This window comes from Candidatus Cryosericum septentrionale (assembly GCF_003570995.1).
GTDB classification, from domain to species: domain Bacteria; phylum Caldisericota; class Caldisericia; order Cryosericales; family Cryosericaceae; genus Cryosericum; species Cryosericum septentrionale.
This window is the reverse complement of sequence record NZ_QXIY01000016.1, coordinates 21,026-34,962: the sequence shown is the minus strand read 5'-3', so window position 1 is coordinate 34,962 and position 13,937 is coordinate 21,026. Positions and strand designations below refer to the sequence as shown.

At 52.9% G+C, this 13,937-nt stretch carries 13 protein-coding genes, 1 tRNA gene and 1 pseudogene; 7 read left to right on the top strand and 8 right to left on the bottom strand.

Annotated features, from left to right (window positions below):
- Positions 1 to 172: 172 nt before the first annotated feature.
- A complete protein-coding gene (locus SMC1_RS03990) occupies positions 173 to 844 on the top strand; it encodes a glycerol-3-phosphate acyltransferase (RefSeq protein WP_119085508.1) in 672 nt (223 codons plus the stop codon).
- 61 nt (positions 845 to 905) lie between these two features.
- Here SMC1_RS03990 and SMC1_RS03985 read toward each other — a convergent pair whose 3' ends face one another.
- Both SMC1_RS03985 and SMC1_RS10550 read right to left on the bottom strand, forming a co-directional pair.
- The gene (locus tag SMC1_RS03985) at positions 906 to 1,388 is read right to left on the bottom strand and encodes a hypothetical protein (RefSeq protein WP_119085507.1); all 483 of its coding nucleotides are present in this window, start codon (positions 1,386 to 1,388) and stop codon (positions 906 to 908) included.
- Positions 1,389 to 1,469: 81 nt separating this feature from the next.
- Positions 1,470 to 1,646, bottom strand: coding sequence for a hypothetical protein (locus tag SMC1_RS10550; RefSeq protein ID WP_165849196.1), 177 nt, complete (start codon positions 1,644 to 1,646; stop codon positions 1,470 to 1,472).
- A gap of 333 nt (positions 1,647 to 1,979) precedes the next feature.
- On the opposite strand from SMC1_RS10550, the gene SMC1_RS03980 reads away from it, so the two are divergent.
- Entirely contained in the window at positions 1,980 to 2,558 is a 579-nt protein-coding gene (locus SMC1_RS03980) for a cysteine hydrolase family protein (protein WP_119085506.1), read from the top strand.
- Between the two features lie 35 nt (positions 2,559 to 2,593).
- Here SMC1_RS03980 and codA read toward each other — a convergent pair whose 3' ends face one another.
- Together codA and SMC1_RS03970 are read right to left on the bottom strand one after the other, a co-directional pair.
- Positions 2,594 to 3,868, bottom strand: coding sequence for a cytosine deaminase (gene codA / locus SMC1_RS03975; RefSeq protein WP_119085505.1), 1,275 nt, complete (start codon positions 3,866 to 3,868; stop codon positions 2,594 to 2,596).
- Positions 3,868 to 4,608: a glycerophosphodiester phosphodiesterase family protein gene (locus SMC1_RS03970; protein WP_119085504.1), complete on the bottom strand. Its 741-nt coding sequence runs from the start codon at positions 4,606 to 4,608 to the stop codon at positions 3,868 to 3,870. The genes codA and SMC1_RS03970 overlap by 1 nt, the downstream gene beginning before the upstream one ends.
- A 282-nt stretch (positions 4,609 to 4,890) precedes the next feature.
- On the opposite strand from SMC1_RS03970, the gene SMC1_RS03965 reads away from it, so the two are divergent.
- Complete coding sequence (locus SMC1_RS03965) at positions 4,891 to 6,207, top strand: aspartate aminotransferase family protein (RefSeq protein ID WP_119085503.1); 1,317 nt, start codon at positions 4,891 to 4,893, stop codon at positions 6,205 to 6,207.
- 78 nt (positions 6,208 to 6,285) lie between these two features.
- Here the strand turns inward: SMC1_RS03965 and dtd are convergent, their stop codons facing one another.
- Complete coding sequence (gene dtd / locus SMC1_RS03960) at positions 6,286 to 6,747, bottom strand: D-aminoacyl-tRNA deacylase (RefSeq protein ID WP_119085502.1); 462 nt, start codon at positions 6,745 to 6,747, stop codon at positions 6,286 to 6,288.
- A gap of 129 nt (positions 6,748 to 6,876) precedes the next feature.
- Here dtd and SMC1_RS03955 point away from each other — a divergent pair.
- Positions 6,877 to 6,952 (top strand) — tRNA-Ala (locus SMC1_RS03955).
- Between the two features lie 889 nt (positions 6,953 to 7,841).
- Here SMC1_RS03955 and SMC1_RS11230 read toward each other — a convergent pair.
- The 3 genes and pseudogenes from SMC1_RS11230 to SMC1_RS03930 all read right to left on the bottom strand — a co-directional run.
- Positions 7,842 to 8,699 (bottom strand): annotated as a pseudogene (locus SMC1_RS11230) (recombinase family protein); the annotation flags it as partial.
- 631 nt (positions 8,700 to 9,330) lie between these two features.
- Positions 9,331 to 10,119 (bottom strand): PmeII family type II restriction endonuclease, encoded by a 789-nt coding sequence (locus SMC1_RS03935; protein WP_207799295.1) that lies wholly within the window; start codon positions 10,117 to 10,119, stop codon positions 9,331 to 9,333.
- A gap of 21 nt (positions 10,120 to 10,140) precedes the next feature.
- The gene (locus tag SMC1_RS03930; protein ID WP_119085500.1) at positions 10,141 to 10,977 is read right to left on the bottom strand and encodes a DNA-methyltransferase; all 837 of its coding nucleotides are present in this window, start codon (positions 10,975 to 10,977) and stop codon (positions 10,141 to 10,143) included.
- 698 nt (positions 10,978 to 11,675) lie between these two features.
- On the opposite strand from SMC1_RS03930, the gene SMC1_RS03925 reads away from it, so the two are divergent.
- The 3 genes from SMC1_RS03925 (at position 11,676) to SMC1_RS03915 (ending at position 13,932) form a co-directional block, all read left to right on the top strand.
- Complete coding sequence (locus SMC1_RS03925; protein ID WP_119085499.1) at positions 11,676 to 11,981, top strand: hypothetical protein; 306 nt, start codon at positions 11,676 to 11,678, stop codon at positions 11,979 to 11,981.
- A gap of 624 nt (positions 11,982 to 12,605) precedes the next feature.
- Positions 12,606 to 13,361, top strand: coding sequence for a hypothetical protein (locus tag SMC1_RS03920; protein WP_119085498.1), 756 nt, complete (start codon positions 12,606 to 12,608; stop codon positions 13,359 to 13,361).
- 241 nt (positions 13,362 to 13,602) lie between these two features.
- Positions 13,603 to 13,932 carry a DUF2958 domain-containing protein gene (locus SMC1_RS03915; protein WP_119085497.1) on the top strand — a complete coding sequence of 110 codons (330 nt, stop codon included), beginning with the start codon at positions 13,603 to 13,605 and terminating at the stop codon, positions 13,930 to 13,932.
- Positions 13,933 to 13,937: the final 5 nt, after the last annotated feature.

The window sequence follows — 13,937 nt, the reverse complement described above, 5'->3', positions numbered from 1 at the left end:
AACACCAGAAACAACGATGATCACCGCTGGACGAGTGCAGCGCATCGTGCAGAAAAGTATACCGGCAAGAGCCCTCTTTACAAGCCGGAACATTGATATAAACTGAGGCTACGAGTGGGAGTGGATCGCTGGCAACGCATTCAGACATCAAGTAACGGTCGGGAGGATCCTGATGAACATCTGGCTCAAGTATGGGGCATTGGTCGTGGCATCGTACCTGTGGGGCTCTGTTTGCTGGGGCCTTGTCCTCAGCTTCCTGGTCAAGCACGAGGATATTCGACTGAAGGACAACCCTGGCCTTTCGGGGAGCGTCCGCCAGTACGGTTGGGGCTATGGCCTCACTGTCGGGCTGCTCGACGTCATGAAAGGCTATGTGCTCAGCCTCGTCCTGCATTCCATGTCAATCCCCTCGTGGGTCCCGATTGCCTCGTTCACGGCCGTCATCGTCGGGCACAACTGGCCAGTCTTCTTCCAGTTCAGAGGTGGAGGCGGTATGGCGACAACCGTGGGAATTCTGCTGCAGGGGTACCCAGTGGCGGTCCTGTGGGCACTCCCCTTTGCGGCTATCGCTGGCGTCATCTGGAAGCTTGTCCCCCGTATCAAGGCCAAGGTGCACTTCGCTCCGTTCATCGATGCAGTCGGGGCTGTCCCTGCCGCCATCTGGATTATCCTCCACAAGCCGTGGTATCCCGACTACGTCATCGTCGTCGCCCTTGCAGCCTCAGTCCTCATCAAGGGCAATCAGTTCCACGTCCGGGCGCAACGGCTCCGCAACTATGCCAATGGCATGCGCGAACGCTTCACGGATCACTATCGAGACAACAATTTGCCGCCAACAACCTAGTGACTGCAGCAGATACTCGAGAGAAGCAAGGGCCCCTTCCGGGGCCCTTGCTCTTACCCGCTCACGAGCGAGCGTACACCTCGTTTCCGCCGACAAACGTGTGTTCAGTCACTCCTTCGGGCTCCCATGGCTGCGCTCTGAACAACGCCAGGTCAGCGACAGACCCAGAACGCACCTCGCCATACCCGTCCAGATCCAGGATACCTGCCGGAACGCTTGTGACGGACCCAAGAGCCTGTTCAGGAGAGATGCCACGACCGACAAGAAGGCCCAGCGAAATCCGCAGGTACTTGGCGGGGTAGTTGGGATGGCCCGCGATGATGGCCGTGCGAATTCCGCTATGGAGAAGAGCAACGGCATTCTCAGGGTGCAGGCGCTTGACCTCATCCATACATCTCGACATGATAAGGGGACCGAACGCCACGGTCACATCCTTTTCCTTGAGCTGGTCAATCACGCGATCCGCGTCAAACGCGCCAGTGATGACATAGCGCAGGCCAAACTCCTCGGCGAGGCGCACGGCCGTCATGATGTCGCAAAGCATCGGCTCCTCCAAGTCAGTTGTTAAGATAATTGCTCAGTTTATCCTCTGTATGTTATCGTAATCGATTGTGAATTCTTACGCCTATTTCGGCGTAGTGCCAAGATTCTTTAAAAGTGGTGCAAAGAATTTTGCAACGAGAGAGTTCCAAAGTGCCGGATGCATAAAACCAAACTCGTACACAAGGAAGAGCACAACAAGACAAATTGCCATCTCAGTGAAGAAAGCTCTTGGGTTCAATTCCTTCTTCTTTCTTGCCATTTTATCCCCCTCAGTGACGAAATAGTTTCGTCACTTACTTTTGGCCAAAGCGACTTCGGCGTCACTTTAGCTACAAATGATTGTTACCGTCTGCCACCAGGCACTCACAACCCCTTGAATTTCAACGATGTTGTTCCAGCATGAGAACATATACGCACTATCATTATCGCTTCTTTTCTGAAGGGGCAAAGCAGCACCTCCTTCGGTCTTTTCTTCGGTAAGCGAATTATAGTTGCGCAACGAAGAACTGCAAGGATGCGCAATGTTCACGTGGAGTGGCGAGCCAAAACGCATATACTGGGCGCATAGTTGTGGCCTCCCAAGGAGGAACCGGTGAACATTACTGATGTGGCAGTACTTGTCATCGATATGCAGCAGGACTTTCTGTCTCCGGCATCGCCGCTGTTTGTCGCAGGAGGGCCCGCCATGGTACCGAGTCTGCAGAGAGCACTGAAAGCCGCTCGGTCCGCCAATGAGTCGATCATCCATGTGATGCGCCGACATCGGGCCACGGGTATAGATGTCGACCAGAGCCGGCGAGCACTCTTCGCGGAGACGGGAGGGTTTCTAGTGGCCGGAACGCCCGGAGCAGAGGAATTGCCTCAGCTCGCGCCCGCTCCCTGGGATTTCATCGTCGTCAAGACCCGATGGTCGGCATTTTTCGCGACCGACCTTGACGCGCTCCTGCGTCGGCTTGGCACCGATAGATTGATCCTTACCGGCGTGCAGACTCCCAACTGCATACGTGCGACAGCAAACGATGCTCTCTCGCTAGACTATGCAACGACCGTGCTCTCGGATGCCACTGCGTCCCAGACGGACGAGATCCAGCTGTCCAATCTCAGAGACATGGCCGCCATGGGAGTGGAGATCATAACTGTCTCACAATTCGAGCAATCGCTGGGCCTCTAGTGCCCTTGCTGCCTCAGATGTGATCGTTGTTCTCGCTACCGTAGGTAGTCGATCGGATGGGAAGTGCCCTGCAGTAGAACGGTGGTTTTGGCTGGCGTCGTTCGTGCGACGACCTTTCCCTTGCTCAGCACAAATCGGGCGACGGATTGCCGTCGCAAGGCGTCCAGCTCGTCGAGAGCATCCAGAATGACCAGGTCAGCAGGCTTTCCCCCGTCAATGCCGTAGGAATCCTGAACGTGCAGCGTACGAGCTCCGGCATCCGTTACCATGTGAAAAACGGAACGCATTTCTTCCCTTCCCGTCATCTGGGCAACATGCACTGCCATATGCGCCACGTCCAGCATGCTCCCGGTTCCCATCGGATACCAGGGGTCGAGGATGTCGTCATGACCAAGGCTGACATTGATGCCCATGGCCGCCATCTCCTTGACCCGCGTCAGACCGCGTCGCTTGGGATATGTGTCGAAACGTCCCTGCAGGTGGATATTCACCAGGGGATTCGCGACGAAGTTGATGCCGCTCCTTGCGCAGAATCTCAGGAGTTTCGATGCATACGCCCCGTTGTAGCTGTGCATGGCCGTTGTGTGGCTTGCGGTAACCCGATCGCGCATCCCCGTGCGCAGAGCCAGAGCCGACATGACCTCGACAAAGCGAGACTGTTCATCGTCGATCTCGTCGCAGTGCACATCGATCAGCTTCCCGTACTTCTCAGCCAGCGCAAAGATGATCTTCAGAGACTCGACGCCGTCCTCACGTGTCAGTTCATAGTGAGGGATACCTCCAACAGCATCCGCACCCAGGCGAAGGGCCTCTTCGAGCAGCACTGCTCCACCCTCGAACCCCAGAATGCCGTCCTGCGGGAACGCCACCAGCTGAATGTCGACGAATGGGGCCATGACGCGCCTGACCTCGATCAGCGCCCGGAGAGCAGTCAACTTCGGATCACAGATGTCCACATGCGACCGGATGTGCAGGATGCCATGCGAAACCTGCCATTCGATAGCCTTTGTGGCACGACGCACGACGTCCTCCTCGGTCAGCAGTGCCTTTCGTTCGGACCAGCGTTCGATCCCCTCGAACAGCGTACCGCTCTCGTTCCATCTGGGCTCACCCGCTGTGAGCGTCGTATCAAGGTGGACGTGCGACTCGACAAATGGCGGCGTCACGAAACATCCGGCAGCATCGATGGTTTCATGGGCGTCGGCAAGCAACCCGGGCTGAACGTCGACAAACAGACCGTCTCGGACACCAATGTCGATCAGCGGCCCACTCGCACAAAGCCTTGCATTGCGAACAATCAAATCAAGCATCATCCCCTCCCTCCGGCAATAGCCTCCGCTGCCATGCGCGGGTCATTGCTGATAATGGTCTCGACCCCTGAGGCGGCAAAATGGCGCACGAGCACGCTCAGGTCGACGGTCCATGGCGCAAGCGCCAGACCAGCCTCATGTACTTCACGGATAAGCCCGTCGAGCGTGTTGAGAACGTAAGGATGGATTGCGTTGGCGCCCTGCTCACGAGCAGCTACCACCACGTCTGGAGCCTTGATCAGCCACGGTGCGTACAGCAGCCCAGTCCGCGCCTTGGCATCCAGCTTCCGGATGACCCCCATGCTCTGGACATTGAATGAAGAGTAGACGACATTCACCGAGTACCTGCTTGCCAGTTCCAGCAAGCGTTCCTCCATCCCCTCGTACGCGATCTCCGAATTCTTGAGCTCGACGTTGAGCGTCGCCTTCGTCCCGTCGAAGACCTCGAAGACCTCCTGCATTGTAGGAATCGGCTCGTAGCGCAACGGTCCGGGAAACCGAACACCAGCGTCGAGTTTACGGACCTCCTGCAGGGTCAAATCCTTCACCCAGCCATGGCCGTCTGTGGTCCTGTCGACCTTCTCGTCATGGATGACAACCAGTTCTCCGTCCTTCGTCATCTGAACATCGCATTCGGCACCGTCGATACCGTGGTCCAGGTCGCCGCGGACAAGCGCGAACGAAGCCACCGTATTCTCGGGAGCCAGTCGAGGCTCCCCTCTGTGTCCGAGTACCAGCATGGTCAAGCCTCCTCATTCATGATCTAGAACAGCTCGACCGGCATACAATGCGCGGCGGAGGCTACCCAATGATAGTCCGAAACAGGAGACAGACAACATGACTCTCCGAGGACCAGGCAACGCCCGGGCACTGGAAGAAGAGGACCGAAAAGCTCAGAAACGGCCCCGACACCGGACATCGGTACGGACTTCGTTGACAACCGTCGCGATCTCCATATCCTGAGAGTACCCGAGAAAGCGAAGCGCGAAGCCGTTTTCGTCGAGAGAGAAAGGGAGGTTATCATGGGAACGTTCATATCACTCAAGACGGCAATCCCTGGACCGAAATCCATCGAGCTTGCCAAGAGGGAGGCCAAGGTCGTCGCGGCACCAATGTGCGACGCTCTGTCGCCTGCCTGGATCGCTGAGGGACATGGGGCACTGGTAACCGACGTCGACGGCAACACCTTTATCGACCTTACCGGCGGCTGGGGCTGCCTGGCGGTCGGACACTCGCATCCTCGCGTTACCGCGGCCATTAAGCACCAGGTGGAGCACTTCCTGCACACGGACTTCACGTCAGTCCCATACGAGCCGTACCTCACCGTTTGCGAGAAGCTTGCCAAGCTCGCCCCAGGTGACTTCGAGAAGTCGGTAGCTCTGTTCAACAATGGCGCCGAGGCCATCGAGAACGCCGTCAAGATCTCCCGCCACGTCACCGGCCGGACCGGCGTCGTCGTGTTCGACCGTGCCTTCCACGGACGCACGCTCCTCACGATGACCATGACGCACAAGGCGAAGCCCTACAAGGGTGGGTTTGGCCCCTTCGCGCCGGATGTCTATCGCATGCCGTTTGTCACCCCATACCATCCCTCCATCCGTGTTGACGAGTGGGAGAAGCTCCTGATGACGTATGTCGACCCTTCGACGGTCGCGTGCTTCGTCGTCGAACCCGTGCAGGGCGAGGGTGGATTCCGCGTCCCGACTGACGGTTTTCTCGAGATGCTGCGCGAGATCTCGAAGAAGTACGGCATCCTTCTCGTCGCCGACGAAATCCAGGCCGGAGTCGGCCGTACCGGCAAGTTCTTCTCCATCGAGAACTGGAACGTCGTCCCGGACATCATCTGCATAGCCAAATCCCTGGCAGCCGGCATGCCTCTGTCAGCAGTCATCGCCCGGAAAGACATCATGGACAAGCTGCCCGGCAGCAGCATCGGTGGCACCTATGCCGGCAATCCTGTTGCATGCCGCGCGGCCAGCGAAGTCATCGACATCGTCGAGGACGAGCACCTCCTGGAACGTGCTGTTGCTCTTGGCAAGCTCATTCGCAGCCACTGGGATACCTGGAAGGAGAAGTACGAGATCATTGGTGATGTTCGCGGCATAGGTGCCATGCAGGCCATCGAGTTCATCAAGGACCGCACCACCCGGGAACCCGCGACGCAGTTGAATGGCCAGATCATAAAGGAATGCCTTCACCACGGCGTACTCGTGGCCGGTTCCGGCATCTATGGCAACTGCATCCGCATGCTCGTCTCTCTCGAGATCACCGACGAGCAGCTGACAGAAGCCTTCGGCGTCATGGAGACCGCTGTCGCTCACGCTAACGAATCGCGCTAGTCCCCCAGGTCTGTTTGCTTCAACATTGATCGAAGCCGGGGCAAACGCCCCGGCTTCTCACGTGCAGAGCTGTCAAGCTTACTGACCTCGGTTCTTGTGGCTGTCCGTCTCGATGATGATGGTGACTGGGCCGTCGCCCACCAGGCTGACCTCCATGTGCGCCCCGAAGACTCCGTTCTGAACTTCGAACCCCTGGCCCCGCAGTCCTGTGCATACGTCCTGATAGACCTCATCTGCACGCGCTCCCGCAGCCGCACCCGTGAAGCTGGGCCTGTTGCCGCGAGCCACGTCTCCATACAGGGTGAACTGACTGACGATGAGAAAGGATCCATTGATATCTGCCACCGAGCGGTTCATCAGACCGTCTGCGTCTGCGAAGACGCGCAGGCCACTCAACTTGCGCACCATGAACGCAGTGTCATCAGGGCCGTCGTCGGGAGCCACCCCCAGCAGCACCAGCAACCCTGCTCCAATATGCCCAACCTGCTTGCCGTCCACAGCGACCGACGCACTGCTCACTCGTTGCACCACTGCCCGCATGTTCCACCTCTCAGTCGTGTCTTGTCATACACCCATAGTAGCACGACCAGTCTGCAACGCGAATGGTGCCGTCTGCGGTTGACACCAGGGGCCTTCCCGCTATACTTTGGATGTTCGTTTCTCAGACGTGGGGATATAGCTCAGCTGGGAGAGCGCCTGCATGGCATGCAGGAGGTCGGGGGTTCGAGCCCCCCTATCTCCACCATAGTTTTGCCCACTTCACAGCCCGCATCAAAACTTAAACTTCGACCAGAATGGGCTCGTTTGTCAACCGTCGTGCTTGACCCACGATTTTGATATATCTGACCTATTGTGCTTACTCCAGCCCCACTACTACCCGCCACATCTGGATCCCCCGCAAGACCGTTGGAAAGCACCACGACTGCGTTTTCGAACTTACTGCCCTTCTTTGGCATGACTTCGTCTCGGCTGATCCTTGTCATGCCATCCGAGAACCACCAATGGGCCGTCAGGAATGTGTCACCCACGTCGATCCTCCGAACGAAGATGCTAAGGAACTCCTTTCGCTCGGACTTCGTGATGCTCCCATAGAAACTCCTGAAGTCGGGCTTCAGGGCGTCTTTGGCGGCTAACTCGGAGCTAGCCTCATCTTTCAGTACCTGCAACTCCTCTTTCCGCACATCAACCTTGCGTTGAGCTTCTGCTATATACGTCTTCACTTGTCCCTCGGTAATCTGATCACTCGACAACGCACGTCGAGCAGTGAGGTCAAACTCCCTCTGTGCCCTCTTCAGACTCTCCTGTGCGCCCTTCAGTTTCTTTGCCAGTTTCAGCCGGGGTTTGAAATCCTTGAGTGCCACTTCGAGAGCGTCAACGATCGGTGCCTCCAAGTAGTCCTCCAATAGCTGTTGGCCACAGAACCACTTCGTTCCATTCGGGAGGGCTACACTACTCTCTTCCGACAGCGGTTTCTTCATCCTGGTCTTGTGGTCACTATCGCACGAGTACTTGGTCCCTTTCTTCTGACACCCGTGCGTAGACAGAAAATGGTCACAGTGACTGCAATAGAGAAGACCTTGGAAAAGAGCTACGGTTTGGCTGGGACGATGTGTCGGAAAAGTCTCGCGTCGTGCCTGTACGGCTTGCCACTTCTCGAAGGACACCACTGGCTTGATGTAGTCTTGATCCAGATCTTGCAGGTCCCACTCAGACAGTGCCTTCACCGGTGAGTACTTCCTCCTGCGAGTGCCAGTGGACGAAGATACCCGTCGCCCATATGCGACCTTCGCACAGTAGACCGGATTCGACAGTATGTCCCTCACAAGATCTCTCGAAAGATCTGCTGGGTGTGCATGCGCTATCTGTCGCTCGCTCTTGCCCTCCAAGTACATGCTGTAGACCTCTTTCACGAGGTCCAACTGAGGGTCGTGCGGGAACAGTTTCTTGTCTTTGCGAAAGTACCCGTATGGGGCGGGGCCAAGGAGCCTCCTATCGACTTTCAGCTTCGCATACCCCAGTCGCGTGCGCTCCTTGATTAGGTCACTCTCGAAAGCAGCAAATGATGCCAAGATGTTGACGGTCAGCTTGCCAGCAGATGTGTCAGTATTTAGATCTTGGGTTGGAGCATAAACACTTACCCCGTTTGGTTCAAAGTCATCATGCAGGATGTCACAGAAGTCTTTCACTGAGCGCGTCAAGCGGTCGAGTTTGTAGATGGCGACCTTGGTGAATCTGTGCTTCCTTGCATCTGCCCGCATCCGCTGCAACTGAGGTCGCTCAGTGTTCGTGCCCGTATACCCGGCATCTTCGTAATAGTCGGATACTTCCCATCCTTTCAGTTTTACGGCCTGATTCAGGTAGTCGCGTTGCGCCTCCAGGGAGACGCCTTCCTCAGCTTGTGCAGACGTGCTGACTCTGGTGTAGATCGCGCACAATTCATGCACTTGTTCGCTGCTAGAACCGGTGTCTTTCGCGAAATCGCCTCTCTGCATGGTATACCCCCTCAGAAAACCAGAATTCGCTTCCACCTAATGTTAGGCAATTAGAGGGTTTACTCAACTCGCCAGCTGCTCTGTTCAATTTGGCGCAGCACTATTGTTAGTCCTTATAGTTGCACACTATCTTCACAGGGATTTTGTATAGGCTGGTACAATGATGTTATGGCGCGCCGCAGGGGAAAAGAGGCGGCCTGAATCCTGAGACCCAAAGAAGAGAAAATGTCGAACACTAACCACATAAGATACCGAGTACAGAGGACTCACAAACCAATTCAGAAAGGAAAAGTGAGATGAACTGTTTCAACCAAAGCAAAGAAAGGTACGCTACCAGCTAGAACCTGAGCTCAACGAACGAGAAGAGAGAGTAACCGCATCCTTTACCGACCTAGTTAGGAGGGTGAGGGAACGACAAGAAACTGAGAGGCGGCTTCAAGCCAGAACCGCAATGCTCAACGAGAGCGAACGCAGTGAACGCATGACAGCGTAAGCCGATCGTGCTGAAGCCACCTGACATCAAGTCGAAAATTAGCTGTCAAGGCATCTGGCTGATATCCAACAGGGGACCAGGGGACAAGTTGCCCTTGCGCTTCCTGTTGGGCTTTTCGTTAGGCAGCCACCACGCACATCACCGAGACGTTTGCTGTCCCCCACTACGTCGGCTGGGACTCCTTGGTAGAGGAGATGATGAGCTATTGAAGGCTAGGAGCGCGTTCCAATCCACCGCGCCATCTGCAGCGCAATAAGCTTCAAGAAATTCATGCGTGAACGTGTTGAGAACCCTAGCATACTCCGACGCAAACTCTACATTCTTTTCACGAGCAATGTGTCCAATGGGAACAATGATTTCTCGGTAGAACTCCGGATCTTTCGTGATGAACTGCCAAAACGCCTGACCGCACTTTTTCAGATGTGTTCCTTGATCCTCGTTTATCTGCCGACCATAACAGCAGCCTTCGATGAACGTCATGTGTATATTCGGATCAAGCTGTAATTGCCGTCGAGCGTTCTTGAATGCTTCTTTTAGGTCTCTCTTCTGGCTACTGTTTCCCCAGTTTGGCCCGGACTTCACTGATACCAAGTACCTTACCCCCTCTCGGGTGAAGTCCAAGTCAACGTCCGTTGTCGCAGGTCGTTGGCCTCCATCGACCAACTTACTTACGTAGATTGCAAGTTTCTCCAACCACTGCCCAAACATAGTCTCCTCTTGACTTGACAGGTGCGCGTCGAGGAGAGTGCGGACAAAGTCGCTCGCGATTTCCAGATTCTTGGCCTTGAACAGATATGGGTTCTTCTTTTTGAGCAGTACGGAGAGGCTCAGATCGCTGATCGCGCTTATCCGCTTATTGTGGAACTCACCGATATGCTCATCGACATATGCAGTAGCCAATACCATCAAATCGACCGATTCCGGCATTATGCCCTCCTTAGCCTCATTTCACTTTCCGTTTCTCAGTCGTTCCTCGGCTATCTCTTTGTACTTTGGCAGTATCTCTATTCCAATGTAGTCTCGATCAAGCCCTTTTGCGGCAATGGCTGTCGTGCCGGAGCCAATAAATGGATCCAGTATAATATCTCCGGGGTCCGTAAAAAGGCGGATGAACCATGTCGGCAGTTCAACGGGGAAAGTCGCACTGTGATTGCGATTGAAACATTCTGTTGCCATCCACAGCACGTTAGTCGGATAGACCTTCTCTCTCCCGACCCAATTGTCTATCTTCTTGCCAAACCCACTCTGCACTTTTGATTCGTCCCGCACCTTGTCAGTATTGCTAAGGTGATTTAGCCTCGTCTTGGCCCAATCTCCCACAGGAACCATAACCGCCTCTTGCCGCATCTTGAACTGTTTGGCCTTGTTGAATTGTAGTAGCCGCTCCCACGAATCCCTCAGTCTGTTTGACCACTTCCCGGGGTAGCAATTACGCTTATGCCACATGAATTCCTCAGTCCAGAGCCATCCTTGATCATGCATTGCCAAGATCAGCCGAAGAACATACGTGTGTCGTTCGCCATCGACAACCTTTTCCTTGATGTTCAGTATGAAGGTTCCCGTTGGTTTGAGTACCCGCAGCATCTCGGCACTCCTCGGGATGAACCATTCCACGTATTCGTCAGGGGAGATGCCGCCGTAGGTGTGCTTACGGTTGTCGGCATAGGGTGGCGACGTAATAATTAGGTCAATACTGTTGTCTGGGATCGTTTTGAGTACATCGAGACAGTCCCCCAACAGTATCAAATTGGCTATGCTTTCTAGTTTCTTGCGCTTGGCGTACACGTTTCCTCCACTGTTGCCGCAATGATGCTTCCTTCAAGGACGCCGGCTCTACGCTGGCAGCCTCCTTGCAGTTTTTGAGTGTAGTAGCATTCTTGGAGTTCGTCAAACCTGGTTGCCGTACCACCGGCACTTTCCTGGCACGTCGGTTGAGCCAGCAAGAGTTCGCTCGTTCCTCTTTTCAAAGCGTGCCGCGCTGCGCTCATCGGACGTGCAAGGTATCCCTTCTCTGTTAGAACGGGCTCGCTTTTGAACCCTTGAATAAACCTCTTTTCCGTTTATTGAAGGGCTCAAAAAAAGGCGATGCCACCTAACTGGCTTTTCGTCTATTCCAGCACTTTTTTCCTTTTCGAGCTGGCTTTTAGCTTTTTCGGCCTTTCTTCTCGCAAACCCTGTTCCAAAGCGGGTTTCGAAGGAAGTGCATTTTGCACTTTTGAATTTCTTTTTTTTGCTTTTTATGTTCCTTTTTTGAAACAAGGCTTTTAAGCAGTATTAAAGCACTTTTCCTATTCTTTTTCTTTTCTTAAAACTATAATAGAAGTTAATATATATTTAGGAGTAGGGCAAAAATTGACAGTTTTTGAGATCCTTGTATAACATAAAAATCACAAAGGCATTAGTAGTGCCAATTTTTTGTGTCCGTGAAACTGTCCGATCGCCGCATACCTCGTGAGAGGTTCGTGCGTGCGAGAACGGGAGCTATGGCCTTTGATAAGCCATTTCGACCCAATAATAATTTTAAGTCGGGCGACAGTAAATCCGAAACCAAGACCAAGCTGGCGGCTCCGAAAGGGGTTAAACAGTCTAATGATAGGGGTGGTGGAAACTTTCACATAAGTGAAGGTGGAGACCATAAAATGTCGGGGAAGCCCGGCATACAATGTGAGACATCGCAGGATGTCTTAAAGCGCAGCGCCCTTAAAAGCCCTAACCCAGAAAAAGCGGCAAAGTTTTTTCTGGTAATCAGTCAGGCAACACTGACAAGTTTTCAAATCGGGCAAGTATAGCAAGAATAAAGAGATGTTAGCCGCCTATCGTAATAAGTTAGGCAAGGCATCAGCCTTGAATACAGGGTCTTTTAGCTTCAACCCTGAACCTCGTTTTCACAAAGGCTTTTGAGCTTCGAAAACTCTCGTTTATTCATTTTTATCTTGGATAGGCAAACTGGTTTTTCCTGACCGCTCCAATTTTCAAGGCCGGGGAATTAAGCGCGTGGTGTTAGGGCAGGCTGGTGCTGGCAAAGTGCTAAGCTTAGTGAGTGTAAATCTCACCGTCTGGGGATAGTAATACCTCCCATTTTCCTTTGCGATAGTGATATCGTCAAAGGCGCCAAAAACCACCGGAACAGCTTCACGGATCTTTTTCTGTATGAAAAAGAGCATTTGTGTATTTGTATTGTATATTTTACAACTTTCGAATTTTTCCTCTTGTTTTTCTACTAAAAAAACAAAAAGGTTTCGAAGGGCAATGTAAGGCTTAGAACTTTTAAGCTGGCGCCTTGTTTTAGAAGGTGTCCCATTGGTTTCGCTGAAAAGCGACCAAGAAATTTTCAATATTGAAGGGGTGATTTAATCATCACCCCTTCTTTACCAAAAAGCTTTATTAAAACTCTATTAAAAGGGGGTATTAAAATGGACTTAACCGATAGCACTTACATCTTAAAAAACATATTAGTTTCTGAGCTGGATCAAGCCTCGGCTCGCAATAGGCTTTGGACCAGAAAATTAACCTGCGTCAGCTATGCCGACGCCCTGCTTTCCGTGAAAATAGCAAAAGAGCTAGGCCATACCCTTTCGAGTAGGCCGTTTGTTTTGTTAATTCCGCGCGAAAGTGTAGCCCTTTATACCGAAGCCCAGCTTTTGAAGCTGGGAATAGTTCGGCTTCAAGTCCCGGGGCTTTTCCAATATTACGCAACTTCAAGCCTTCCAACCGCCGTGCTTTTTCGTAAGAAAAAAGAGAAAAAAGCTCAACCCACCGAAAATGCCGCGCAAAGCATTGACTTGCGAAAGGGCTGGTTAGAGCTTCTGCCTTACGAAGTCCGGTTTATTAACGGCAAGCTCGTTATAAGGGCCGCCGCTTACCTCGAACATTTAAGGCTTGCTACTGAAAACGATATTCTCCGCATAGGCAACGACGAAGCTTGGAAGCGAGCTTCAAAAAAAGCGCGAGCAAGCTTAGATTATTGTTCGATTACGGCCTTCGACAGGGTTATAATAGTGGGACTTTTACGCCGCAATTTTTTACATTTGACGCCAAAAGCTGAGTATTACTTCCACCAAAAAGACGGCCATGTAAGCGAAGCTACCCCGCGCTTCGTCCATCCGTTTATTTTTGCGGTTAGTCAGCAAAACCGGTATAGGTTTTTCCCCGCCCAAAAAGGCAATTAAAATCAAAAATTGCCACTTTTTGAACTTCTTGTATAACAAATTGTTCCAAACCTCCACAGCGTGAGGCAAGGGCAAATTAAGAAGGCTTGCGCGGCCGAATAAAAAAGGCAGATAAAAAATCTGCCTTTTTCCTTATTCTCAGAAAATTGCCACTTTTTCGGCTTTCTGTATAACAAAAGATCCCAAAAGTATGCTAGTGCTTTTGGGGTTTTCAAAATTCTAACACTTAGGAGGTGTTAAAATGAAAAATGAAGATAACGAAAGGCTACTAATCACAAAGGAACAAGAGAAGATGCTCGCAAAGTTGGGTGAGCAGGACGTATCCGACCCGACAGTTGTTGTGCGTTGGTTCGACCCGTACGGCTCGTACACGTACTATGTGACTGCGTACTATCCAAAAGAAGGGAACGTATTCGGATATGTCACGGGGTTGGCAGACAACGAATTTGGGTACACCAGCATTGCAGAAGTCAAAGCGTTGCAGTTCATGGGTATCCCGCGCATTGAACGTGACATCAACTTCACTCCATACAAGCTGAGTGAGTGCCGCAAGATCTACGGGTTCAATTAGGGGGC